Source organism: Pseudomonas sp. NCCP-436 (genome assembly GCF_019656335.1).
Taxonomy (GTDB): domain Bacteria; phylum Pseudomonadota; class Gammaproteobacteria; order Pseudomonadales; family Pseudomonadaceae; genus Aquipseudomonas.
This window is the reverse complement of record NZ_BPLZ01000013.1, coordinates 16,918-40,657: the sequence shown is the minus strand read 5'-3', so window position 1 is coordinate 40,657 and position 23,740 is coordinate 16,918. Positions and strand designations below refer to the sequence as shown.

The 23,740-nt window shown below is 60.8% G+C and carries 21 protein-coding genes and 4 tRNA genes; 3 read left to right on the top strand and 22 right to left on the bottom strand.

Annotated features, from left to right (window positions below):
- Nucleotides 1-3: 3 nt before the first annotated feature.
- Entirely contained in the window at nucleotides 4-498 is a 495-nt protein-coding gene (locus NCCP436_RS13595; protein ID WP_220804534.1) for a DUF2059 domain-containing protein, read from the bottom strand.
- A gap of 313 nt (nucleotides 499-811) precedes the next feature.
- Here NCCP436_RS13595 and NCCP436_RS13590 point away from each other — a divergent pair, with 313 nt between their 5' ends.
- The 3 genes from NCCP436_RS13590 (at nucleotide 812) to NCCP436_RS13580 (ending at nucleotide 3,908) form a co-directional block, all read left to right on the top strand.
- Nucleotides 812-1,822 (top strand): DUF2804 domain-containing protein, encoded by a 1,011-nt coding sequence (locus tag NCCP436_RS13590; RefSeq protein ID WP_220804533.1) that lies wholly within the window; start codon nucleotides 812-814, stop codon nucleotides 1,820-1,822.
- 81 nt (nucleotides 1,823-1,903) lie between these two features.
- Complete coding sequence (locus tag NCCP436_RS13585; RefSeq protein ID WP_220804532.1) at nucleotides 1,904-3,298, top strand: class II fumarate hydratase; 1,395 nt, start codon at nucleotides 1,904-1,906, stop codon at nucleotides 3,296-3,298.
- Complete coding sequence (locus NCCP436_RS13580; protein WP_220804531.1) at nucleotides 3,291-3,908, top strand: NAD(P)H-dependent oxidoreductase; 618 nt, start codon at nucleotides 3,291-3,293, stop codon at nucleotides 3,906-3,908. The genes NCCP436_RS13585 and NCCP436_RS13580 overlap by 8 nt, the downstream gene beginning before the upstream one ends.
- On the opposite strand, the gene NCCP436_RS13575 is transcribed toward NCCP436_RS13580, so the two are convergent.
- The 21 genes from NCCP436_RS13575 to NCCP436_RS13475 all read right to left on the bottom strand — a co-directional run bounded on the left by NCCP436_RS13575 (nucleotide 3,905) and on the right by NCCP436_RS13475 (nucleotide 23,640).
- Complete coding sequence (locus NCCP436_RS13575) at nucleotides 3,905-4,858, bottom strand: DMT family transporter (protein WP_220804597.1); 954 nt, start codon at nucleotides 4,856-4,858, stop codon at nucleotides 3,905-3,907. The genes NCCP436_RS13580 and NCCP436_RS13575 overlap by 4 nt on opposite strands.
- 113 nt (nucleotides 4,859-4,971) lie before the next feature.
- Nucleotides 4,972-5,048: transfer RNA gene (locus tag NCCP436_RS13570), tRNA-Arg, on the bottom strand.
- A 94-nt stretch (nucleotides 5,049-5,142) separates the two neighbouring features.
- Nucleotides 5,143-5,219, bottom strand: a tRNA-Arg gene (locus NCCP436_RS13565).
- A gap of 105 nt (nucleotides 5,220-5,324) precedes the next feature.
- Nucleotides 5,325-5,401 (bottom strand) — tRNA-Arg (locus NCCP436_RS13560).
- Between the two features lie 206 nt (nucleotides 5,402-5,607).
- A tRNA-Ser gene (locus NCCP436_RS13555) sits at nucleotides 5,608-5,698 on the bottom strand.
- A 61-nt stretch (nucleotides 5,699-5,759) separates the two neighbouring features.
- A complete protein-coding gene (gene csrA, locus NCCP436_RS13550; RefSeq protein ID WP_220804530.1) occupies nucleotides 5,760-5,945 on the bottom strand; it encodes a carbon storage regulator CsrA in 186 nt (61 codons plus the stop codon).
- 183 nt (nucleotides 5,946-6,128) lie between these two features.
- Nucleotides 6,129-7,367 (bottom strand): aspartate kinase, encoded by a 1,239-nt coding sequence (locus NCCP436_RS13545; RefSeq protein WP_220804529.1) that lies wholly within the window; start codon nucleotides 7,365-7,367, stop codon nucleotides 6,129-6,131.
- Nucleotides 7,368-7,470: 103 nt separating this feature from the next.
- Nucleotides 7,471-10,095 (bottom strand): alanine--tRNA ligase, encoded by a 2,625-nt coding sequence (gene alaS, locus NCCP436_RS13540; protein WP_220804528.1) that lies wholly within the window; start codon nucleotides 10,093-10,095, stop codon nucleotides 7,471-7,473.
- 257 nt (nucleotides 10,096-10,352) lie between these two features.
- Nucleotides 10,353-11,357, bottom strand: a complete 1,005-nt coding sequence (ltaE, locus tag NCCP436_RS13535; RefSeq protein ID WP_220804527.1) for a low-specificity L-threonine aldolase — start codon at nucleotides 11,355-11,357, stop codon at nucleotides 10,353-10,355.
- A 92-nt stretch (nucleotides 11,358-11,449) separates the two neighbouring features.
- On the bottom strand, nucleotides 11,450-12,466 hold the full coding sequence (astE, locus tag NCCP436_RS13530) for a succinylglutamate desuccinylase (RefSeq protein ID WP_220804526.1): 1,017 nt from the start codon (nucleotides 12,464-12,466) through the stop codon (nucleotides 11,450-11,452).
- A gap of 17 nt (nucleotides 12,467-12,483) precedes the next feature.
- A complete protein-coding gene (locus NCCP436_RS13525; protein ID WP_220804525.1) occupies nucleotides 12,484-12,762 on the bottom strand; it encodes a topoisomerase II in 279 nt (92 codons plus the stop codon).
- A 75-nt stretch (nucleotides 12,763-12,837) separates the two neighbouring features.
- Nucleotides 12,838-14,184 (bottom strand): N-succinylarginine dihydrolase, encoded by a 1,347-nt coding sequence (astB, locus tag NCCP436_RS13520; RefSeq protein WP_220804524.1) that lies wholly within the window; start codon nucleotides 14,182-14,184, stop codon nucleotides 12,838-12,840.
- A complete protein-coding gene (gene astD, locus NCCP436_RS13515; RefSeq protein ID WP_220804523.1) occupies nucleotides 14,184-15,647 on the bottom strand; it encodes a succinylglutamate-semialdehyde dehydrogenase in 1,464 nt (487 codons plus the stop codon). Before astD ends, astB begins: the two co-directional genes overlap by 1 nt.
- A 58-nt stretch (nucleotides 15,648-15,705) precedes the next feature.
- Nucleotides 15,706-16,722, bottom strand: coding sequence for an arginine N-succinyltransferase (astA, locus tag NCCP436_RS13510; RefSeq protein WP_220804522.1), 1,017 nt, complete (start codon nucleotides 16,720-16,722; stop codon nucleotides 15,706-15,708).
- An 89-nt stretch (nucleotides 16,723-16,811) separates the two neighbouring features.
- Nucleotides 16,812-17,837, bottom strand: a complete 1,026-nt coding sequence (aruF, locus tag NCCP436_RS13505; protein WP_220804521.1) for an arginine/ornithine succinyltransferase subunit alpha — start codon at nucleotides 17,835-17,837, stop codon at nucleotides 16,812-16,814.
- Nucleotides 17,838-17,876: 39 nt separating this feature from the next.
- The gene (locus NCCP436_RS13500; RefSeq protein WP_220804520.1) at nucleotides 17,877-19,097 is read right to left on the bottom strand and encodes an aspartate aminotransferase family protein; all 1,221 of its coding nucleotides are present in this window, start codon (nucleotides 19,095-19,097) and stop codon (nucleotides 17,877-17,879) included.
- A gap of 323 nt (nucleotides 19,098-19,420) precedes the next feature.
- Nucleotides 19,421-20,401, bottom strand: a complete 981-nt coding sequence (locus NCCP436_RS13495) for a GlxA family transcriptional regulator (protein ID WP_220804519.1) — start codon at nucleotides 20,399-20,401, stop codon at nucleotides 19,421-19,423.
- An 89-nt stretch (nucleotides 20,402-20,490) separates the two neighbouring features.
- Nucleotides 20,491-21,255, bottom strand: coding sequence for an ABC transporter ATP-binding protein (locus NCCP436_RS13490; RefSeq protein ID WP_220804518.1), 765 nt, complete (start codon nucleotides 21,253-21,255; stop codon nucleotides 20,491-20,493).
- A 28-nt stretch (nucleotides 21,256-21,283) separates the two neighbouring features.
- Nucleotides 21,284-21,982, bottom strand: a complete 699-nt coding sequence (locus NCCP436_RS13485; RefSeq protein WP_220804517.1) for an ABC transporter permease — start codon at nucleotides 21,980-21,982, stop codon at nucleotides 21,284-21,286.
- 10 nt (nucleotides 21,983-21,992) lie between these two features.
- On the bottom strand, nucleotides 21,993-22,682 hold the full coding sequence (locus tag NCCP436_RS13480) for an ABC transporter permease (protein WP_220804516.1): 690 nt from the start codon (nucleotides 22,680-22,682) through the stop codon (nucleotides 21,993-21,995).
- Nucleotides 22,683-22,866: 184 nt separating this feature from the next.
- Nucleotides 22,867-23,640 carry an ABC transporter substrate-binding protein gene (locus tag NCCP436_RS13475; protein ID WP_220804515.1) on the bottom strand — a complete coding sequence of 258 codons (774 nt, stop codon included), beginning with the start codon at nucleotides 23,638-23,640 and terminating at the stop codon, nucleotides 22,867-22,869.
- Nucleotides 23,641-23,740: the final 100 nt, after the last annotated feature.

Here is a 23,740-nt window from a genome sequence, read left to right as displayed (position 1 = left end):
CCGTCAGGGTTGTTTCACGCCGATCTCGTCGCTCATCTCGGCCAGCAGCCGGTTCACCTCGGGCACGGCGGCTTCCAGCTTGCTCTGGGTGATTTGCGCGGACTGCGCGGTAAGCGTCGGCATCTTCAGCAGCACCTTTTGGCCGAGCGGCGACTCGTAAAAGGCGATCAGATCCTTAAGCTCCTGCTCGTTGAAATGGCTGGTATACAACCGCACCATATCGGGACGGAGCCGATCCCAGCCCACCGCCCGATCCAGCGCTGTATCAGCCTTGGCCTGATAACGCTCCAGCACGGCCCGATTGCCATCAGGTGCCTGGGCAAAACGCTGAGCGAACATCTGCTGCACCTGAGCATACACTGGCACAGTCAGCTTGTCGGCATGGGCCAGCTTGAGAAAACGCTCGGCATCGGCGGCATGGCTGGCAGCATCGGCCAGTGCCAGTGAGCTGGAGGCGCCAAGCAAAACAGCGCAGCACAGTCGGGAGATACGGGACATGGACGGGATTCCGGAAGTGAGGAAAGGACAGGAGACTCGCTGCAATGTGTGCAACACGGGAGCGGGTCACTGCAAATAGACCACGACAGGTGCATTTTGTGCGCTGAATCGCCCGCTGCTCAAGCATAGGCTCACAGGCTGCGTGTATTACCGGCATTTGCTCTGCCGAAAATCTCGAAGCGGTTGTCAAATCATGGGCGCTTGGCCATGCTAACGCAGGCCGGCATTCTGCCGCCCGCCGGAAGTGCGGACCAACCGGATTTCCATTCAGGCAATCGACTGCCCGCCGGCGCAGCACACATGGACGTGCCCGATGACGAGCCTCCCCCGCTACGCCACCGCCCTGCTACAGCCGCTCTGCGACAGCAAAGGTCGACTATTGCCCGAATCAGTCGGCTGGTCCGACCAGCTACAAGTGGACTGCACCCTGCACGGCCATCAGGGCCGGCGCAAGCGCTGGAACCACTGGTGTATCACCACGCCGCGCTGGATACTTACATTGACCCTGGCCGACCTCGACTACCTGGGCTACGGCGCTACCTACTTTCTCGACCTTGACAGCGGTCAGGCCTCCTCTCACTCGCGCTTCAGCCTTTTTGCCAGCGGCTGCCAATTGCCCGGCCGGCCACTGCAAAGTCACGCCTTCAACCACCCGCGACTGCAGCTCAAGGCAGAGGAGCATCCGGGACGACTGCGCCTGACCGTCAGCATCCCGGATATCGGCGGCCAGCCGCTACTCGCTGCCCTGGATATACTGCGCCCCGCCCACCTGCAGTCAGCCAACCTGGTCGCCCCCCTGCCTGACGGTGGTTTCCATGCCACCAGCCGCTGGCTCGGCCTGACCGCCAGCGGCACGCTGCAACTGGGTCGCCGCAACTACCATTGCCCCCCCGGACAAAGTTTCGCCTCACTGGATTTCGGCCGTGGCGTATGGCCACTCCGCAGTCACTGGCGACGCGCCGTCTTCACTGGTTGCGGAGGAGTCGCTGGCAACTTCAGCACTGGCTGGCTGGATTACAGCGGCCTGTCCGACAATGCCCTCTGGTTCGGTGGCCAAGTACACCAACTGCAAAGCCCCCTGCAACTTCAGCGCAGCTCCCACGCACCACTCGCCCCGTGGTGCCTGGAAAGTGAGGACGGCAGCGTAACCTTACGTTTTACCCCGCGCAGAATCCATCGCACCTGTCCTCGCCTCGGCCCTCTGTATGCCGACACCCTGCAATGGCTCGGCTATTACAGTGGCGTGCTGCGCGGCCCGAACGGAGAGCGTGTGCCGCTGGAAAACACCCTCGGCTGGCTCGGAGAAACTCACGCGCGCTGGTAATCGGTGCGATAGAAAACACGTGGAACCCCTCAGTGACAGGACGGCCTAAACTGCCAAGCAATCCATCCCGTGGAGTACCTTATGAGCCGCACCGAAACCGACAGTCTTGGCCCGATCGAAGTCCCCGGCAATGCCTACTGGGGCGCCCAGACGCAGCGCTCGCTGATCAACTTTGCCATCGGCAGCGAACGCATGCCACTACCAGTGCTGCATGCCCTGACCCTGATCAAGAAAGCCGCCGCCCGGGTCAATAGTCGCAACGGAGAGCTACCGATCGAAATAGCCCGACTGATCGAGCAAGCCGCCGATGAGGTGCTGGAAGGCCGTCATGACGAGCAATTCCCCCTGATGGTTTGGCAGACCGGCAGCGGCACCCAGAGCAACATGAACGTCAATGAGGTGATCGCCGGCCGCGCCAATGAACTGGTCAGTGGTCAGCGCGGGGGCAAGAGCCCGGTACACCCCAACGATCACGTCAACCGTGCGCAAAGCTCCAATGACTGCTTCCCCACCGCCATGCACATCGCCGCTGCGCAGGCGGTACAGCTCAACCTGCTGCAGGCCATCGCCGAATTACGCGATGGCCTGCAGGAACAAGCCGAGCGACATGCCAGCCTGATCAAGACCGGACGTACTCATATGATGGACGCCACACCGATCACCTTCGGTCAGGAGCTGTCCGCCTTCGTCAGCCAACTGAACCATGCCGAGGCTGCCATACGCGCCGCCCTGCCTGGCGTCTGCGAACTGGCCCAGGGAGGTACCGCAGTGGGTACCGGGCTCAATGCGCCAGCCGGCTTCGCCGAAGCCATCGCTGCCGAACTTGCCGCACTGACTGGCCTACCGCTGACCAGCGCACCGAACAAGTTTGCTGCTCTGGCCGGCCACGAGCCGTTGGTGCAGTTGTCGGGAGCCTTAAAAACCCTGGCAGTGGCCCTGATGAAACTGGCCAACGATTTGCGCCTGCTCGGCTCCGGCCCGAGAGCCGGCTTTGCCGAAGTGCGCCTGCCTGCCAACGAACCGGGCAGCTCGATTATGCCGGGCAAGGTCAATCCAACCCAATGCGAAGCATTGTCGATGCTCGCCTGCCAGGTACTGGGTAACGACGCCACCATCGGCTTCGCTGCCAGTCAGGGCCATCTGCAGCTGAACGTGTTCAAGCCGGTGATCATCCATAACCTGCTGCAGTCAATCCGACTGCTCAGCGACGGCTGCCGCAATTTCCAGACACACTGCATAGCCGACCTGCAGCCGGATGCCGCGAGAATGGCCGAGCATCTGGAACGAGGGCTGATGCTGGTGACCGCCCTGAACCCGCACATCGGCTATGACAAGGCAGCCGAAATCGCCAAAAAAGCCTACACCGAGGGCAGTACCCTGCGTCAGGCAGCTTTGCAACTCGGCTACCTAAACGAAGAACAATTCGAAGACTGGGTTCAACCCGGAACCATGCTGGGAATCGATCATCATGAATGAGGGTAAAAGTGGGGCAACACCGCTGGAGGGTGATGGCAAGCGCATTCTGCTGATCCTCGGCACACCGAAACGTCACAGCCTCTGTCATGCCCTGGCCGAAGCTTACAGCCAGGGTGCCCGCAACCGCGGTCATGTAGTTCGCCAGTTGAGGCTGGGCGAGATGCAGTTCGATCCTGTACTGCGCAACGGCTACGAACACAGTCAGAGCCTAGAGCCGGATCTGCTCGAAGCCCAGCGCCTGATCCACTGGGCCGAACACCTGGTACTGGTCTACCCGGTCTGGTGGGGTGGTGTCCCTGCCCTGCTGAAGGGTTTTTTCGACCGGATATTCCTACCCGGCTTCGCCTTTAAATACCGCAGCGGCTCCCAGCTGTGGGACAAGCTGCTTAGCGGTCGCAGCGCCGACCTGCTGGTAACCATGGACACCCCGCCCTGGTACTTCCGCTGGATCTATGGTGCTCCAGCACACCGCCAGGTGGTGCGCACCGTACTTGGCTTCTGCGGCATCCGCACCCGCCGCCTCCAGGAATTCGCCCCTGTGCGCCAGTCCAGCGAACAAAAACGCCAGAACTGGCTACGCAAGGCCGAGCATCTCGGAGCCACTGCTTAGCAGACGCGAGCCCTCTTCTGCCGCCACGCCTCCAGCAGCGATGGCCCCAGCGCAGTCAGTGCAGAGCCCAGCACGACAATAACGGCACCGGCGTAGGCTATCGCATTGACCTGCTCCGGCTGCACGTACTCCGGCCACCAGCTAGCTGCCAGTGCCACCGAAACGAAAGTCACCAGCGGTGTCAGAGCCAGAGTGGCACTGACCCGTGAAGCCTCCCAGTGCGCTAGCGCCTCAGCAAAGGCGCCGTAGGCCACCAGCGTATTCAGGCAACAGGCCAGCAGCAGCCATCCCTGTAATGGATTAAGCCGCAGCACCTGCAGCGGCTGAGCCCAGGGCGTCAGCAACAGGGCGCAGGCCAAATAGATCACCATCATCACCTGCACCGAATTCCAGACCACCAGCAACTGTTTCTGCGCCAAACCATAGAAAGTCCAGACAAAGGCCGCTGCCAGAACAGTCAGCACTCCGACGGTGTAATTGCTCAGCGAAGTCAGCAGCTCGCCCAGCCGCTGATTGAAGAAGAACGCGAAGCCCAGCAGCATCAGCAACAGCCCCACACCCTGCCCCAGGCTGAAACGCTCGCGAAAGATGAATACGCTGCCAAGCAGGAGCAGGATGGGCGCCACCTGAATCACCAGCTGCGTTGTTCCCGAGCTAAGCAGTTCGAGCCCCATCAGATACAGCACATAGTTGGCCGTCAGTCCGACGACCGCTAGAACCAACAGGCCCCACCCCCTGCGCCCCAGCGCCGCAAAGCTTGGCAGCCGCCGCGCCGCGGCCAGGTAGGCCAGCAGCAACGAACCGGCCAGAGCCAGGCGATACCAAGTGACCGTGACCGGGTCCATCACCTGCAGCACTTCCTTCAACTGAATCGGCAGGACACCCCACAACAGCGAGGTACTCAGAGCAAGGAACAGACCATACAACCAGCGGCCGGAAGAGATGTGCATGATGACCTCGCGCAGGAAGCCGGCCAGGCGAGTCAGCGACAGTCCGCTCTGGCCGCTTTGGGCCGGCGGCACAAATGAAAAAAGGGCCTGCATGAATGCAGGCCCTTTGGGTGTGGCGGACTCAGGAGGATTCGAACCTCCGACCGCTCGGTTCGTAGCCGAGTACTCTATCCAGCTGAGCTATGAGTCCGTTGCAGATCATCCGGAAATCCGTCTGACCCTTACGGTGCTTTTAGACCAGATCACCACTGGTTGAAACACAATAGCGTGAAAACTATTGAAGATGGCGGACTCAGGAGGATTCGAACCTCCGACCGCTCGGTTCGTAGCCGAGTACTCTATCCAGCTGAGCTATGAGTCCGTTGCAGGCCATTCGGAAAATCCGTTCGACCCTTACGGTGCTTTTAGACCAGGTCACCACTGGTTTGAAACAAAATAGCTTGCAGTACTGCAAGCCATTTAAATATGGCGGACTCAGGAGGATTCGAACCTCCGACCGCTCGGTTCGTAGCCGAGTACTCTATCCAGCTGAGCTATGAGTCCGTTACAGACCACTCGAAAGCTACTGCGATTGGCAATGCGTTGAAAGTGAACTCAGAATGCCCGTTTAGAAAACCAAACTGCGTTTCTTCGCTCGCTTTGCCTCATTTACCCTTCGCTCGCTACGCTTTCGCGAGATTCTTGGTGCTTTTATACCAGATCACCTCTGGTTGATCTGCCTGCCCGGCTTACACCCGACTGGCTGAAAATGGCGGAGAAGGGGGGATTCGAACCCCCGACACCCTTTTGAGGTGTACTCCCTTAGCAGGGGAGCGCCTTCGGCCACTCGGCCACCTCTCCGCAACACGGGGCGCATGATAAACATGTTTTCCCCGTTTGCAAACAAAAATTTGTAGAAAAATTAGTGGCTTGGTTCGTCATCCTTTTCTTTCTGGATGCGCTGGTAGATTTCCTCACGGTGTACGGCTACCTCTTTGGGCGCATTGACACCAATACGCACCTGGTTTCCCTTTACACCCAACACGGTGACAGTCACATCATCACCGACCATCAGGGTCTCTCCGACCCGGCGAGTCAGAATCAACATTCCTTTCTCCTCACGGATTACATTTCAGGACAACAGTCTGCAAAAAATAAAATGGTGATGGTTCCGGCCATACTAGGCCCGACACCCCACCCAAGTATTGACCAGCCAATGCGTAAAGAAAGTCCCCGCACTCTGGTCAAAAAGACGAAAGGCGCGGAACCTGCCGCGCCTTTCGGAAAGGCATCACTCACCCTGTCGTGCAGGCGCATCGAGTTCGAAGGCAGTGTGCAGGGCACGCACAGCCAGCTCGAGGTACTTCTCTTCAATCACCACAGACACCTTGATTTCCGAAGTGGAGATCATCTGGATGTTGATGGTTTCCTTGGCCAGGGCCTCGAACATGCGGCTGGCAACACCGGCATGCGAACGCATGCCGACACCGACGATAGATACCTTGGCGATCTCGGTGTCACCCACCACCTCGCGGGCACCCAGTTCGTCGGCCGTTTTCTGCAGCACAGCCAGAGCATTGCTGTAGTCGTTGCGATGCACCGTGAAGGTAAAGTCGGTGGTGTTATCATGCGCCACGTTCTGCACGATCATATCCACTTCGACATTAGCGGCACTGATCGGACCGAGAATCTTGAAAGCAACGCCGGGGATATCCGGTACCCCACGGATGGTCAGCTTGGCTTCGTCGCGATTGAAGGCGATGCCGGAAATGATCGGCTGTTCCATGGATTCCTCTTCATCAAGGGTAATGAGGGTGCCCGGCCCCTCCTGGAAGCTGTGCAGCACGCGCAGCGGGACGTTGTACTTGCCGGCGAACTCCACCGAGCGAATCTGCAGCACCTTGGAGCCAAGGCTGGCCATTTCCAGCATTTCCTCGAAGGTGATTTTCTCCAGACGCTGGGCACGCGGCACCACACGCGGATCAGTGGTATAGACGCCATCGACGTCGGTGTAGATCTGACACTCATCGGCTTTCAGTGCCGCAGCCAGGGCCACCGCCGTGGTATCCGAGCCGCCGCGACCGAGGGTGGTTATATTGCCCTGCTCGTCCACGCCCTGGAAGCCAGCCACCACCACCACACGCCCGGCCTGCAGATGGGAGCGGATCTTCTGATCATCGATGTGCAGAATGCGCGCCTTGTTATGCGCGCTGTCAGTAAGAATCCGCACCTGACTGCCAGTGAAGGACACTGCCTCCACTCCACGGCGAATCAACGCCATGGCCAGCAGGCCGATGGTCACCTGCTCGCCAGTCGAAACCATTACGTCCAGCTCGCGCGCAACCGGTTCACCGTCGGTGATCTGTTTAGCCAGATCGATCAGGCGGTTGGTTTCGCCGCTCATGGCGGAAACCACGACGACGACGTCGTCACCTTTCTCGCGGAACGTCTTCACCTTCTCGGCCACCTGCGCGATGCGCTCGATGCTGCCGACGGAGGTGCCCCCAAACTTCTGTACGATCAAAGCCATTTCAAAAAGCCGCCTGATTCCTCGAAGGGCGCCCATTAAACCCGCATCGGGTTATGCTGCCAAGGCCCGCCGGGCGCAACGCCGGCCCTGTCTTTTCCAGCCGTTACAAACCCTGTTCGACGAAGCCCGACGTCAGCCCCAGAGCCTCGTCGAGCTTACCGGCATCGACACCGCCACCCTGAGCCATATCCGGGCGACCACCGCCTTTGCCGCCAACCGCTGCGGCGGCCTGACGCATCAGCTCGCCAGCCTTGAGCTTACCGGTCAGATCCTGAGTCACACCGGCTACCAGCACGACCTTGTCGTCGAGTACGCCGCCGAGCAGGATTACTGCACTGCCCAACTTGTTCTTCAGTTGATCGACCAGTGCCAACAGGCCCTTGCCATCCAGGCCATCGACTCGCGCCGCCAGTACCTTGACGCCCTTGACCTCAATGGCCGAAGCGACCAGGTCGTTGCCCGCAGCGCTGGCTGCCTTGGCCTTGAGCTGCTCCAGCTCCTTCTCCAGCTGACGATTGCGCTCAACCAGCGCACTCAGCTTGTCCAGCACGTTGTCGCGGCTGCCTTTGACCAGACTGGCCGCCTCCTTGAGCTGCTCCTCGGCAACATTGAGCCAGGCCAGTGCAGCCGCGCCGGTAACTGCTTCAATGCGACGTACGCCAGCAGCCACGCCGCCTTCGCTGGTGATCTTGAACAGGCCGATATCGCCGGTACGCGAAACATGGGTGCCGCCGCACAGCTCAACGGAGAAGTCACCGCCCATGCTCAGCACGCGCACCTGGTCACCGTACTTCTCACCAAACAGTGCCATGGCGCCTTTGGCCTTGGCCGTCTCGATGTCGGTTTCTTCGGTCTCGACAGCGGTGTTACGGCGGATCTCGGAGTTGACCAGATCCTCCAGCTGACGGATCTGCTCAGGTTTGATCGCTTCAAAGTGACTGAAGTCGAAACGCAGACGCTGACTATCGACCAGCGATCCCTTCTGCTGTACGTGCTCGCCAAGCACCTGACGCAGCGCAGCATGCAGCAGGTGAGTTGCCGAGTGGTTCAGGGCAGTGGCCTGACGCACACTGGCGTCAGCCTCGGCCTTGACGCTGGTGCCGACGACAAGGCCGCCCTGAGCGACCACACCGTGGTGCAGGAAGGCACCGCCGGCCTTGGTGGTGTCGCGCACATCGAAGCGCACGCCGGCGCCCTCCAGATAGCCGCAGTCACCCACTTGACCACCAGACTCGGCGTAGAACGGCGTCTGATCCAGTACCACTACGCCCTCCTCGCCCTCGGCGAGACTGTCGACGGCAGCACCGGCCTTGAACAGAGCAATGATGGTTCCGCTGCCGCTGGTGCCTTCGTAACCGATGAAGCGGGTGTCGGCGTCAACCTTGACCAGACTGTTGTAATCCATGCCAAAGGCGCTGGACGCCCGAGCACGTTCGCGCTGGGCCTCCATCTCGCGCTCAAAGCCTTCCTCGTCGACACTCAGTTCGCGCTCACGGGCAATGTCGGCAGTCAGGTCGACCGGGAAGCCGTAGGTGTCGTACAGCTTGAACACGATATCACCGGGAATCACGCTGCCCTTGAGTTCGGCCAGATCCTGCTCAAGGATCTTCAGGCCCTGCTCCAGGGTCTTGGCGAACTGCTCTTCCTCGTTTTTCAGCACACGCTCGATGTGTGCCTGCTGCTGCTTGAGTTCAGGGAAGGCACCGCCCATCTCGGCCACCAGCGCAGCGACGATCCTGTGGAAGAAGGTACCCTTGGCGCCCAGTTTGTTGCCATGCCGGCAGGCGCGGCGAATGATGCGACGCAGCACATAACCGCGCCCTTCATTGGACGGAGTGACGCCGTCGGCGATTAGGAAACCGCAGGAACGGATGTGATCGGCCACCACCTTCAGCGAGGCCTGACCATCGTTGGCGCAGCCAATGGCCTGCGCCGAAGCGGCCAGCAGGTTCTGGAACAGGTCGATTTCGTAGTTCGAATTGACGTGCTGCAGCACGGCGCTGATGCGCTCCAGGCCCATGCCGGTGTCCACGCTCGGCGCCGGCAGCGGGTGCAGCACACCATCGGCAGTTCTATTGAACTGCATGAACACGTTGTTCCAGATCTCGATGTAGCGGTCACCGTCTTCTTCCGGGGAGCCGGGCGGGCCGCCCCAGATGTGCTCGCCGTGATCGTAGAAAATTTCGGTGCAGGGGCCGCATGGTCCGGTGTCGCCCATCGCCCAGAAGTTATCGGAGGCGTAAGGAGCGCCCTTGTTATCGCCAATACGGATCATCCGCTCGGCCGGGACGCCGATCTCTTTGTTCCAGATGTCATAGGCCTCGTCATCAGTGGCGTAGACGGTGACCCAGAGCTTCTCCTTGGGCAGGTTCAGCCACTTCTCGCTGGTCAGAAACTCCCAGGCGTAATGGATGGCATCACGCTTGAAATAGTCGCCGAAGCTAAAGTTGCCCAGCATCTCGAAGAAGGTGTGGTGACGCGCGGTATAGCCGACGTTCTCCAGGTCGTTGTGCTTGCCGCCGGCACGCACGCACTTCTGGCTGGTAGTGGCACGGGTATAGGCGCGCTTCTCCAGGCCAAGGAAACAGTCCTTGAACTGGTTCATCCCGGCGTTGGTGAACAGCAGGGTCGGGTCATTCGCCGGGATCAGCGAGCTGGAAGCGACACGGGTGTGTCCTTTTTCTTCGAAGAAGCTCAGGAAGGCTTCACGGATTTCTGCGCTTTTCATAGAGATATCCAAGGAATCAGGCGACCACGACAAGGCCGGCGAAGCAGACAAGGTGAAAACGTGGCGAGCAAGGAAACACACACGGCACTAGCCGCTGCAGCCCCCAGGCACGAACGTAACGGCACACGCCGCCCTGCGGCGGCATGACCGAGCACGGTCGCTTACACACGGTCTGAAAGGCACGCATTATATAGGCCCCGGCGGCGGCGGCTAGTGCCTTGTTGATAGCGGGCCGCTATGAGGCAGCCAACTGTCGCTCAATGGTCGCGAAAAGCGGCGAAAGCGGCGATCACCCGCTCGATGTCTACCGGGCTCACGCCCAGGTGGGTGACCAGACGCAGACGCGGCGCGGCGCTGACGGCGATAGCACGCTCGGCCATGAAAGCCTTGAGCCGCGCAGCACGTTCACCTAGCTGGACGTAGACCATGTTGGTCTGCACAGGCTCGACGGCATAGCCCAGCCCTGCCAGCGCCTCTCCCAGCCGGGCGGCATTGGCATGATCTTCGGCCAGCCTGGCAACCTGGTGCTGCAGGGCATAAAGTCCGGCTGCCGCCAGCACACCGGCCTGGCGCATGCCTCCACCAACCATCTTGCGCAAACGCCTAGCGCGAGCAATCAGCGCAGAGCTGCCGCAAAGCACCGAGCCAACTGGCGCACCAAGCCCCTTGGACAGGCAGACCGAGGCCGAGTCGAAATAACGAGTGATCTCGCGCGCCGGCACACCCAGTCGAATCGCGGCATTGTACAGTCGCGCCCCGTCCAGGTGCAGGTTCAGGCCGCGGCGCTGTGTCAGCTCACGCGCAGCAGCCAGATAGTCGAGCGGCAGCACCTTGCCCTGCATGGTGTTTTCCAGAGCCAGTAGCCGGGTACGGGCAAAATGAAAATCGTCCGGCTTGATAGCCGCCTCGACCCGGGCCAGATCCAGCGAGCCGTCGGCTTCGTTATCCAGTGGCTGCGGCTGGATCGAGCCTAGTACCGCCGCCCCGCCACCTTCGTATTTGTAGGTGTGCGCCTGCTGACCGACGATGTATTCCTCACCACGCTCGCAGTGCGCCATCAGCGCGAGCAGATTGCTCATGGTGCCGCTGGGTACGAACAAAGCTGCGTCAAAGCCCAGCTCGTCAGCCAGCCAGGCCTCCAGACGATTCACCGAAGGATCTTCGGCATAGACGTCATCGCCCAGCTCGGCCGCCATCATGGCCTCGCGCATGCCGGGAGTGGGTTGAGTGACAGTGTCGCTGCGCAGATCGATCAGAGCCATAACATAGCTTCCGGTTGAGGGTGAAGCCAGCATGCTACGGAGAGCGTGACTACAGCCACAAGGTACAGTTGAACGCCAAAGGCGCCGTTCAGCTAGACCAGTCCGGCACCGTCGTGAGGAACCACGAGCAGCCCGGCACGCAGACCGTTCTTCACCCGCGGATTGGGGAAGATGATGCGCGCCCCCTGCTCCTCGACCACCCAGCGGCTGCCGGCAATATCCTCGGCCAGCAGGTAACCGGGAAGCAGCTCGCTGAAGTTCTCGATATCGGCCGGCAAGTGCAGACGGAACTCGTCACTGTGCTTGATGATCTCGCGAGATACCGAGAACAGCTGCAGACCGTCGAGACTGCCCTCAGCCTCGTCGACAGGCTCACGCCCCTCAATCAACTCGCACAGCAATTGCTCCAGACGATCGAGATTGACCATCTGGTTCTGCCCGAAAGCCCGGGCCTTGCCCAGCTCAAGGGTAAAGGCCTCAGCCCCGAGTTCGGCGTATGTGTATGCGCTAAAGGTAGTCGACGGCCGATTCTGCAGCAGTACCGCCTCAATGCCGGCACGCTGCAGGCGCTGCAGCTCGCGGCGCGAGTGACGGCGCCCCTCCTGCCAGGGATAGAGCGCAAACTGCTCGATCCGCGAACCACGGATTGCCGTATGCAGATCGTAGTGCAGTCTAATGCGTTCACTGGACTTGCCGAAGAAGGTGGCGCACAGGTGCTCCAGATCACAGGCACGAATCGCTTCGAAACCACTGGTTTGCGCATGACAGCCACTGAACAGGCGGTTCAGATCCTGCTCGACATAGCGCTCACCACGACGGATAGCCTCGGGATTGCCGAACAGGAAAAGCAGACGCGCCGCCGGATGCAGCTCGTTGCGGGCAATCGCACGCAACAGGCGATCGAGCAGTTCGATCGGCGCCGTCTCGTTGCCATGGATACCCGCCGACAGCAACAGATCAAGGCCACTGTCACGGTCCGCCGGCGGCGTCACCTCCAGCGCCCCTTCATCCAGCCAGCGCAGACGCGTGCCATCGGGAGTCAGTTGAATCTTCGCCGCAGGCTCGTGGCCGGCCAGGGTCAGCTCAAGCAGTTTGCCGAGGGCAAGCATCGGGTACTCCTCAGGACTTAATGATTGCAGTCCGGACCATGGACATGATCATCGTCATCAGCCAGTGCCGGCTCCATCTCCAACTGCAGACTGACCAGATTGGTGGCCTGTGGGCGCAGCAGCAGGTTGGCATACTCGGTATCGCCCTCCTCCACGTCGACACCAATCAGCAACTGGTCGCCAACTGCCTGAACCCACACCTCCTTGCCCTGCCAGACCACGGCAAAGCGGCTGCATGAGGTTTCCAGTTGGGTGCCGTCGCTATCTTCAAGAATCAGTTGCAGGGCGTCGCTCATAAAGTCTCCGGAGACAGGTGCAGGGAAGGCTAATCAAGGGTTGCAGCCAGCCACAGCACGTGGCGGCCGGTCATTTCAGTTCATCTGGAAAGGATAGACCGAGCCCAGTTTAAGGATCTGCGTCAGTTCATCCAATGCCGTACGACATTCAATCAACAGCTGCGGATCGGCCAGGTCGGCCTCGCTGAGGCGGTCGCGGTAATGCTTCTCGACCCATGCCAGCAGCGTGGCGTGCAATTCAGCAGTCAGTATCACGCCCGGGTTGACCGCCGCCAGCTCCCGCTCATTCAGGGCCACACGCAGGCGTAAACAAGCAGGCCCGCCGCCGTTCTGCATGCTCTGCTTGAGATCGAACACCAGCACCTCGCAAATCGGCCCTCTGCCGCTGATGAGCTGTTGCAGGTAATTCCAGACACTGGCGTTGTTGCGACACTCCTCCGGCACCACCAACAGCATGCTGCCATCGGCACGACTAAGCAGCTGGCTGTTGAACAGGTAGGAACTGACGGCGTCCTGCACACTCACCGCTGCCCGCGGCACGCATACAGACTGCAGCCGACCGCCGCAGCGCGTCAGCTTGTCGGCCAGTTCGGCCAGTACCCTGTCGCTATCGAGGAAGGCATCTTGGTGATAAAACAGCACCTCAGCGTTGCCCACTGCAATAACGTCGTTGTGGAACACCCCCTGGTCGATCACTGCCGGGTTTTGCTGGGCATAGACCACGCCCTGCTCACTCAGTCCGTGCAGCCGCGCCACGGCCTGACTGGCCTCCAGCGTCTGCCGGGCCGGGTAACGGGACGGCGCCGGGTAACGGCTGTCGAAGGCGCTGCGACCATAAACGAAGAATTCCACGCCGGCATCGCCATAGCTGCGGCAGAAGCGCGTGTGGTTGGCGGCACCTTCGTCGCCAAACTGGGTCACTGCCGGCAACGCCGGGTGATGGGCGAAGTGCGCCTCACTGGCGAACATGGCCTGCAGGATACGACTGGTGGTCGGATGCTCAATGCTGCGATGGAACTTGCAGTTGAGGTTGGCCGCAGTGAAATGCACGCGACCATCGGCAGTATCGGCGCTGGGACTGACGGTGCAGGCGTTGGCCGTCCACATGCTCGAAGCCGAGCAACTGGCTACCAGCAGCGGCATCGCCTCGCGCGCTGCACGACTGATTACTTCGGTGTCGCTGCCGCTGAAACCCAGGCTGCGCAGCACGTTCACCGCCGGACGCTCCTGCGGAGCCAGCACGCCCTGCTTGAAGCCCATATCCATTAGCGCCTTCATCTTCGCCAGCCCCTGCCGCGCCGCCTCACGCGGGTTGGACAGAGCCTGACTGTTGCTCTGCGAGGCGACATTGCCGTAGGACAATCCGCCATAGTTGTGAGTCGGCCCGACCAGGCCGTCGAAATTCATTTCATAAGCGGACATCAGAGGGTCACTCCCGGAGTAAGGGTCGCAGGTAGCACCAGTTGCTCGCACTCCAGCGAGGCCACCGGATAGGCGCAGTAATCGGCCGCGTAGTAGGCGCTGGGGCGATGGTTCCCGGATGCACCGATGCCACCGAACGGTGCGCTGCTGGCGGCGCCGGTCAGTTGCTTGTTCCAGTTGACGATACCGGCCCGGCTGTGCAGCCAGAACTGCTCGTAGCGTGCGCGCGAATCGGACAAAAGGCCTGCCGCCAGACCGAAGGCCGTAGCGTTGGCCTCATCAATGGCGGCCTCGAAGCTGCCATAGCGAATGACCTGCAACAGCGGACCGAAGAACTCCTCGTCGCCCCGCTCAGCCACGCCAGTAACATCGAGAATGCCCGGAGTCAGCAGGGCTGCACCAGGCTGAGGCTGAGTCATCGGCAGCAGCGCTGTGGCACCGCGAGCAAGCAGATCCTCCTGCGCCTTAAGCAACTGCTGCGCAGCCTGCAGGGAAATTACCGCGCCCATGAACGGCGCCGGCTGAGCATCGAAGCGCCCCACCTGCACCTGCCCAGCCACCTGAGCCAGGCGCGCTAGCAGCGCATCTCCCCAGTCGCCCTGCGGTACCAACAGGCGGCGCGCACAGGTACAACGCTGACCGGCGCTGATGAAGGCGGACTGAATGATGGTGTAGACCGCCGCATCGACATCAGCCACCTGATCCACGATCAGCGGGTTATTGCCGCCCATTTCCAGCGCCAGGATCTTTTCCGGGCGTCCGCCGAACTGTGCATGCAGCAGGTTGCCAGTGCGGCTCGAGCCGGTGAAGAACAGCCCGTCTATGCCCGCATGGGCGGCCAGGGCCACGCCGGTTTCGCGAGCGCCCTGCGCCAGATTGAGCACTCCTGCCGGCAGCCCGGCGTCGATCCAGCACTGCACTGTAAGCTGGGCAACCTTCGGGGTCAGCTCGCTGGGCTTGAACACCACGGTATTGCCGGCCAGCAGCGCCGGCACGATATGCCCGTTGGGCAAATGGCCAGGGAAGTTGTACGGGCCAAAGACTGCTACCACCCCATGCGGTTTGTGCCGCAACACGGCCATGGCATCGGCTAGCACGCCACTTTTTTCACCAGTACGCTCGCGGTAGCTCTGGATGGAGATGGCTACCTTGCCGATCATGCTATTGACTTCGGTGAATGCCTCCCACAACGGCTTGCCGGTTTCCTCGCCAATGGCGCAGGCCAGCACCTCGGTCTGCTCCTTCAGACGCACGGCAAAACGCTCCAGCAGTGCGATGCGGCTGTCGAGCGACTGCGCGGCCCAGGCAGAGAGCGCCGTGCGGGCGGCGGACACGGCCGCATCGACCTGCGCTACGCTGGCACCTCGCCCGTGCCAGAGCACGGCCTGGGTAACCGGATCGAGGGATTCCAGCGGCTCGCCCTGACCATCCAGCCAGTGACCGGCAATGTAGTGGGTGCTCATCTTGTTATCAGTCTCCAGCATTAATTCACAGGCACACGGCCTGTCACACAAGCAGGACTCAAGTCCGTGCCGAAAGCGCCACGGCACGAACCAGATCGCCGGCCGACAGCCGCAGGCGCCTGGCCGTCAGCGGATCGACCACCAGAGTGCCGGCGGCCAGGCGCGCCGGCGCAGCGGTAATACGACAATCCTCGCGCTTGCGGTTGTAAACCAGATACGGCTCCGCATCGTCGCCCGGTGTACCTATGGCCAGCACCAGCACCTGGCTGTTCTGCACCGCACGGATCTTCCCGGTCTCCGCTTCAATGGCCGGCCCGGCGTCGAAAATGTCGACATACCCCTGGTAGCTGAACCCTTCGGCCTTGAGCATGGCCAGTGCCGGCTCGGTATCCGGGTGCACGCGACCGATCACGGCTCGCGCATCCTCGGAGAGAAAACAGGTATAGAGTGGGAATTTGGGCATCAGCTCGGCGATAAAGGCCTTGTTGCCCACCCCGGTAAGGTAGTCCGCCTGGGAGAACTCCATTTTGAAGAAATGACGCCCAAGGCTTTCCCAGAACGGCGAGCGACCACGCTCGTCGGACACACCACGCATCTCAGCGATAATTTTGTCACTGAACAACTCGCGGAACTCTGCGACGAACAGGAAGCGTGCCTTCGACAGCAGCCGGCCGTTGAGCCCATTGCGGCAGGATGCATGCAGAAACAGTGAGCACAGCTCGGAGTTGCCGGTTAGGTCATTGGCCATGAACAGCGTCGGGATCTGCCGGTGGATGTTCAGCTCCTGAGATGCACTGACCGTCAGGCCAACCCGATAGTTGTACCAGGGCTCGCGCAGACCGACGGCGCCGGCCACGGCGGAAATCCCCACCACTCGGCCGTCGTCGTTCTCAAGCACGAACAGGTAGTCGGCATCGGCACGCTCGGCCTCGCCACGAAAGGCCTTTTCTGCCCAACCGACCCGGTGCGCCAGTCGTTCCTCATTGGCCGGCAGCGTTGTCAGCCCGGCACCGGTACTGCGGGCCAGGTCGATCAGCGCCGGCAAGTCGGCACTGCGCACAGGACGAACGATCATGGGATCCTCCGGATCAACTATTAACTTCAAGCAACAGGCAGGCACTCAGCGGGACAAGCCGGCCTGCAGCACATGACTAGCCCGGCGACTCAGACCGCAACCAGCCGCACCGTACTGCCCTCGCCCACATCCAGCGCATCAGCAGCTTCCTGACTGAGCACCACGGGCTTGCCCGGCACCCAGTCCAACTCCGCGACGATGGCGCGGAAATCCTGCAGCTGGCCGTTGCTGACCAGGTACTGCCGACCGCTGGGCGCAGGCTCGCCGGCCGCCGCCACATGCACCGGCACCACCCGGCTCTGGGCAATGCTGCGGATGCTTGAGGTGCGCGCATGCAGGGTCGGCCCGCCGTCGAAGATGTCGATGTAGTGGTCGGTCTCGAAGCCCTCACGCATAAGAATGTCGAAAGTGATCTGGGCTCGCGGATGTACCTGGCCCATGGCTTCCTGCGCCGCATCCGACAGCAGTGGCACATAGATGGGGTAATGGGGCATCAACTCGGCCAGGAAGGTTCGGCTCTTCAGACCGCACAGGCGCTCAGCCTCGGCGTAGGACATGTCGAAGAAATTGCGACCCACGGCATCCCAGAACGGCGAGTCGCCCTGCTCGTCACTGTGGCCGACGATTTCCACCACCACGGCATCGGCGAAACGCTCCGGATGCGTCGCCATAAACAGCAGGCGACCGCGCGAATTGAGCTCGGCGTATGGGGTTCCCACCAGTGGCCGTTCCACATAGAAACTGGTCAACAGACTGTTTCCAGTCAGATCATGGCACAGTGACAGCACATGAATCTTGTTGTGGATCTTCAGCTCGCGGGAGTTGTGAACAAAGGTTTCATTGCGGAAGCTGTAGAAGGGTTCGGAATAACCGGCCGAGGCAACGATGCCGGAACAACCGACCAGCCGCCCACTCTCGCTGTCCTCAAGGACGAAGAAATAGCTTTCCTCGCCATTGAAGCTGACTTCAGCCGAGAAGGAAGCCTCCGATGCGGCAATCTTGTCGCCCAGGCGACCGGCATCATCCGGCAGCGAGGTCACGCCTACCGGACTGTCCGCCGCCAGACGCTGCACTTCGGCCAGATCCGCCATTTGCGCGGGGCGCATCACCAGCATGGATAACTCCTTCTCGTTTCTCTGTCGGAGAATGGCCGGTCAGGCCGCCGTAAGCTTGTTCAGAGCCCGCTCAAAGCGCGCCAGACCCTCCTCAATGTCTGCCGGCTCGACTACCAGGCTCGGCGCAAAGCGCACAACGTCTGGGCCGGCCTGCAGCACCATCACCCCCTCCGCAGCTGCAGCGTCGAGTACCTGCTTGGCCTTACCCTTCCAGGCATCGTTCAGCACACAGCCGAGCAGCAGACCGAGGCCGCGTACCTGATCGAACAGTCCGTACTGCTGGCCCAGGGCCTCAAGACGGGTACGAAACGCCTGGTGACGCGCCTTTACCCCGGACAGCAGCTCGGGAGTGTTGACGATGTCCAGCACTGCCTCGCCCACCGCACAGGCCAGCGGATTGCCGCCATAGGTAGTGCCATGGGTTCCCGGCGTGAAGTGGCTGGCCAGCGCAGCGGTGGTCAGCATGGCGGCAATGGGGAAACCTCCGCCCAGGCTCTTGGCGCTGGACAGCACATCTGGCACCACACCGTAGTGCATGTAGGCGAACAGCTCGCCGGTACGTCCCATGCCGGTCTGCACCTCGTCGAACACCAGCAGCGCATTGTGCGCATCGCACAGCTCGCGAACGCCCTGCAGGTAGGTCTGATCGGCAGGCAGCACGCCACCCTCACCCTGAATCGGCTCCAGCACCACGGCGCAGGTCTTGTCGGAAATGGCGGCCTTCAGCGCTTCCAGATCATTGTAGGGAACGTGGGTAATGCCTTCGATCTTCGGCCCGAAACCGTCGGAATACTTCGGCTGACCACCGACGTTGACGGTAAACAGCGTACGCCCGTGAAAGCTGTTGGTGGCGGCAATGATCTCGTACTTCTGCGGCCCGAAACGGTCATGGGCGACACGGCGAGCCAGCTTGAAGCAGGCCTCGTTGGCCTCGGCACCGGAGTTGCAGAAGAACACGCGCTCGGCAAAGGTTGCCTCGACCAGTTTGCGTCCCAGGCGCAGCGCAGGTTCGTTGGTAAAGACGTTGGAGATGTGCCACAACCTGCCGGCCTGCTCGGTCAGCGCCGACACCAGGGCCGGATGGCAGTGCCCCAGCACGTTGACGGCAATGCCGCCGGCAAAATCGATCAGCTCTCGACCGCTCTGATCCCACACGCGCGAACCCTGACCGCGTACCGGAACGAAGGCAGCGGGGGCATAGTTGGGAACCATGAACTGGTCGAAATCGGCGCGTTGCACCGCATCGTGCTGAACGGACATCGAAGCTCTCCTGATGGGCAATGCCGGCTGCGAACAGGCGAAAGGACACCAGCAGCAGCACAGAATGCAAGGATTGTAGGGACTGATTCGGGGCTGGCATTGTCGCCATGCGACAACTTCTTATAGCGCCACCCCAGGTTCTCCGCAGGTTTTCGTCCAAGCGACAGAAAGCGTCGGAAAGGCGCAGTTTAAACGCAGATCGTTACCTGCAACACGCTTGCGGAAAATTCTCCACGGACTGACCAGGCAGTTCTACCCGATCCGCCCCGCCTGGACACGAAACGCCGCGTCTATTGCCTGCATAAATTCGCCGACCCCAGCATTCAACCACGCTCAAGCGGAGGCGAACTCAATTCGAAGGGACTATTGCTGCGTCTCTGGTTGCGGTCATCACGCGGAGTGGCACCAAAGAAGTTGCGGTAGGCGCTGGAAAAATGCGGACCTGAGGAGAAACCGCAGGACAAGCCAATCTGGATGATCGACTTGCTGGTCTGCATCAAGAGCTGGCGAGCCTTGTTCAAGCGCAGTTCCAGATAGTACTGACTCGGCACACGATTGAGGTACTGCTTGAAAATCCGTTCCAACTGGCGGCGCGAGACGCAGACGTGCTGAGCGATTTCGTCGGTGGTCAGCGGTTCTTCAATGTTGGCCTCCATCAGCAGCACCGCCTGGGTAAGCTTGGGATGACTGGAGCCCAGTCGGTTCTGCAGCGGAATACGCTGGCGTTCACCGCCCTCGCGGATACGCTCGACCACCAGCTCCTCGCTCACCGCCCCGGCCAGCTCGGCACCATGGTCGCGCGCCAGTACCGCCAGCAGCAGATCCAGCACCGCCAGTCCACCGCAGGCCGTCAGCCGGTCACGATCCCAATCGAACAAATGGCTGGTGACGATGACCTTGGGAAAACGCTCGGCAAAATCGTCTTGCCAGCGCCAGTGCACCGCTGCCCGGTACCCGTCAAGCAGGCCAAGCTGCGCCAGCAGATAAACCCCGGCCGACAATCCGCCAACCTGGCAACCAGCGCGCACCAGTTGCTTGAGGGCCGCCGCCAGCGAGGCGGATACCTGCATAGAAGGCTCGTCTGCCAGCAAAAACAGCTTGCCCAGTCCGTCCATCTGCCCAACCCAGGACTGCCCGGGCAGGCGCCAGTCATCTCCAGCAGAGTCCTCTGCCTGAAGAAACACCAGTTCGTACACCACCTCCGGGTGCACGCGTTGTGCCACACGCAGCGCTTCCTCGGCCAGGGAAAGGGTCAGCGCCCTGGTTCCGGGCCAGTAGAGAAAGCCGATTCGATGAGGGGTCATGAGTACCTGCTCACAGTCTGCTATGCACCAACTCAGGGCGGAGTCTACCCACTTCCCGCGGTCGACACACAGCCCGACTCTCCATCGCGTTATTTGAGACTGCCAGCCAGAAACTGGCGCAGTCGCTCCGACTGCGGATTGGCCAGCACCTCGCGCGGGCAGCCACTCTCCTCCACCAACCCCTTGTGCAGGAACAGCAACTGGTTCGACACCTCGCGAGCAAAACCCATCTCGTGAGTCACCACCACCATGGTGCGACCTTCAGTAGCCAGATCCTGCATCACCTTGAGCACCTCGCCGACCAGCTCCGGATCCAGCGCAGAGGTCGGCTCGTCAAACAACATCACCTCCGGCTCCATCGCCAGAGCACGGGCGATGGCCACGCGCTGCTGCTCGCCACCGGACATATGCGCCGGATAGGCCTCCTTGCGATGCATCACACCAACCTTAGCCAGATAGTGCTCGGCCCTGTCACGGGCTTCGGCCTTGCTCACACCCAGCACATGCACCGGCGCCTCCATGACGTTTTCCAGCACCGTCATATGCGACCACAGGTTGAAATGCTGGAACACCATGGTCAGACGCGAGCGCATGCGCTGCAGCTGCCGGGCATCGGCGGCACGTAGCGAACCATCCTTGGTCGGCACCAGCTTCAGCTCCTCGCCGTTAAGCAGGATGCGCCCGGCATGAGGCTGCTCCAGCAGATTCAGACAGCGCAGGAAAGTGCTTTTGCCCGAGCCACTGGAGCCGATGATACTGATCACGTCGCCAGCCTTAGCGGCCATCGATACGCCCTTGATCACCTCATTGGCGCCATAGCGTTTGTGCAAATCCTGCACTTCGAGTTTGTACATGTTCGGACTCTCTTGAATCGTCATGGCATCAGGCCTTGCGCGGCGCCAGGTAAGCCAACCAGCGGCATTCAGCCAGCTTGAACAGGCGCACCAGAATGAAGGTCAGTGTCAGGTAAAACAGACCAGCGGTAACGTAGGCCTCAAACGGCAGGTAGTACTGGGAACTGACGGTTTTGGCAGCACCGGTGATGTCGATAAGGGTCACCACCGAGGCCAGGCTGGTGGTGTGTAGCATCATGATCACTTCGTTGCTGTATTGCGGCAACGCCCGGCGCAGCGCCGACGGCAGCAGGATTCGCCGGTAGAGCTTGGCGCGCGACATGCCCATGGCCTTGGCGGCCTCGATCTCACCTGGCGGAGTAGCCCTGAGGCTACCTGCAAGGATCTCGGCCGTATAGGCGCTGGTATTGATGGCAAAAGCCAGACAGGCGCAAAAGGTGGCACTGGACAAATAAGGCCAAAGAAAACTCTCACGCACCACTTCGAACTGGGCCAGCCCGTAGTACAGCAGATACAGTTGCACCAGCATTGGCGTGCCACGAATCACGTAGGTATAGAGCCAGGCCGGGAAATTGATCGACTTCTGCCTGGAGACCCGCATCACCGCTAGCGGCACTGCGAGCAACAACCCCACGGCCAGGGCAACCAACAACAGCTTGAGGGTCACCAGCACACCGCTGAAATACAGCGGCAGACTGTCAAGCACCACGTTGTAATCGAAAAGCATGGCGACTCCCTCAAATATCGGCGGCTTTCACGCCAATCGAATAGCGGCGCTCGAGATAGCGCAGCACCAGTAGCGACACACTGGTGATTGCCAGATAAATCGCCGCAGCCAGAAGGATGTAGGTGAAGGGCTCGCGGGTCGCATCACCGGCACTCTTGGCGCGAGCCATCATGTCCTGCAGACCGACCAGGGAAATCAGCGCAGTAGCCTTGACCAGTACCAGCCAGTTATTGGTCAGACCGGGAATTGCCAGACGAATCATCTGCGGCACGAGAATGCGAAAGAAAACCCGCAACGGACTCATGCCATAGGCCATACCCGCTTCGCTTTGCCCCCTGGGAATGGCCATAAAGGCGCCACGAAAGGTTTCCGAAAGATAGGCACCATAGATAAAGCCCAGAGTGCCGACACCCGCCACGAACGGATTGATGTCGATGTAATCCTCGTAACCCAGCAGCGGAGCAATACGGTTCACCAGATCCTGACCGCCGAAGAAAATCAGCAGGATCAATACCAACTCGGGAATGCCACGAATCACCGTGGCATAGGTTTCGCCCAGCAAGGCCAGCCACTTCACCGGCGACAAACGAAAAGCTGCGCCAAGCAGGCCAAGCGCGACAGCCACCGCCATCGACAGCAATGCCAACTGCACGGTAAGCCAGGCGCCATCGAGTATGGTCGAGCCGTAGCCTTGAAGCATGCGCTAATACCCCTCAGGCACCCTGTGGCGCCGCATAGCACAAAGGAAATGGATATGACCCAAACGGCGAACAAAGCATGAACGCCAGTACGGGCGAACAGAGACCGATTCCCACAGAATGAGCCAAGAAAAAAGTGGCACAACCTCAGTAAAGGTTAGTGCCACTTCATCTGTTCTGGAGCGCTTACTCGCCGTAAACGTCGAAATCGAAGTACTTGTCCTGTACTTCCTTGTATTTGCCGTTAGCGCGGATGGCCAGAATGGCAGCGCTGATGCGGTCGGCCAGCGCCTTGTCGCCCTTGCGCACAGCGATGCCCTGACCTTCACCAAAGTACTTCACATCGGTGAAGTCCGGACCGGCAAAAGCAAAGCCCTTGCCTGCTTCGGTCTTAAGGAAGCCGTCATCAATGTTCACCGAATCGGCCAGGGTGGCGTCCAGGCGACCGGACTGCATGTCGAGGAAGATTTCGTTCTGCGAGCTGTAGCGCACGATCTCGGCGCCAGCGGGAGCAAAGATATCGGTGGCGTAACGGTCATACACGGAGGAACGCTGCACACCAACCTTCTTGCCTTTGAGATCAACCAGCAGATCCTTGATCTCGGTACCGGCCTTCATCGCCAGTTTGGCCGGCGTGGCGTAGTACTTGCCGGTAAAGTCAACGGACTTCTTGCGATCCTCAGTAATCGACATGGACGACAGCACGGCGTCGAACTTGCGCACCTTCAGCGCCGGAATCAGGCCGTCGAACTCCTGCTCGATCCACTTGCACTCAACCTTCATCTCTTCGCACAGGGCATTGCCGATGTCATAGTCAAAACCGGCGATCTGGCCATCCGGAGTCTTGAAGGCAAAGGGTGGGTAAGCGGCCTCGATGCCGATGCGCAGCGGTTTCTCGGCCATCGCCAGGGGCGACATCAAGGACAGCGCCAGGGCGCCAAGCAGTGCGATCTTGTTCATTCTTTGCTCCTTCGAATTGGGTATGACATCGATGGCAGTGAAGGCCCAGGCCTTTTAGGGGTCATGAAAGGCGGCACAGCACTCTCCGGTAGGACGAGCG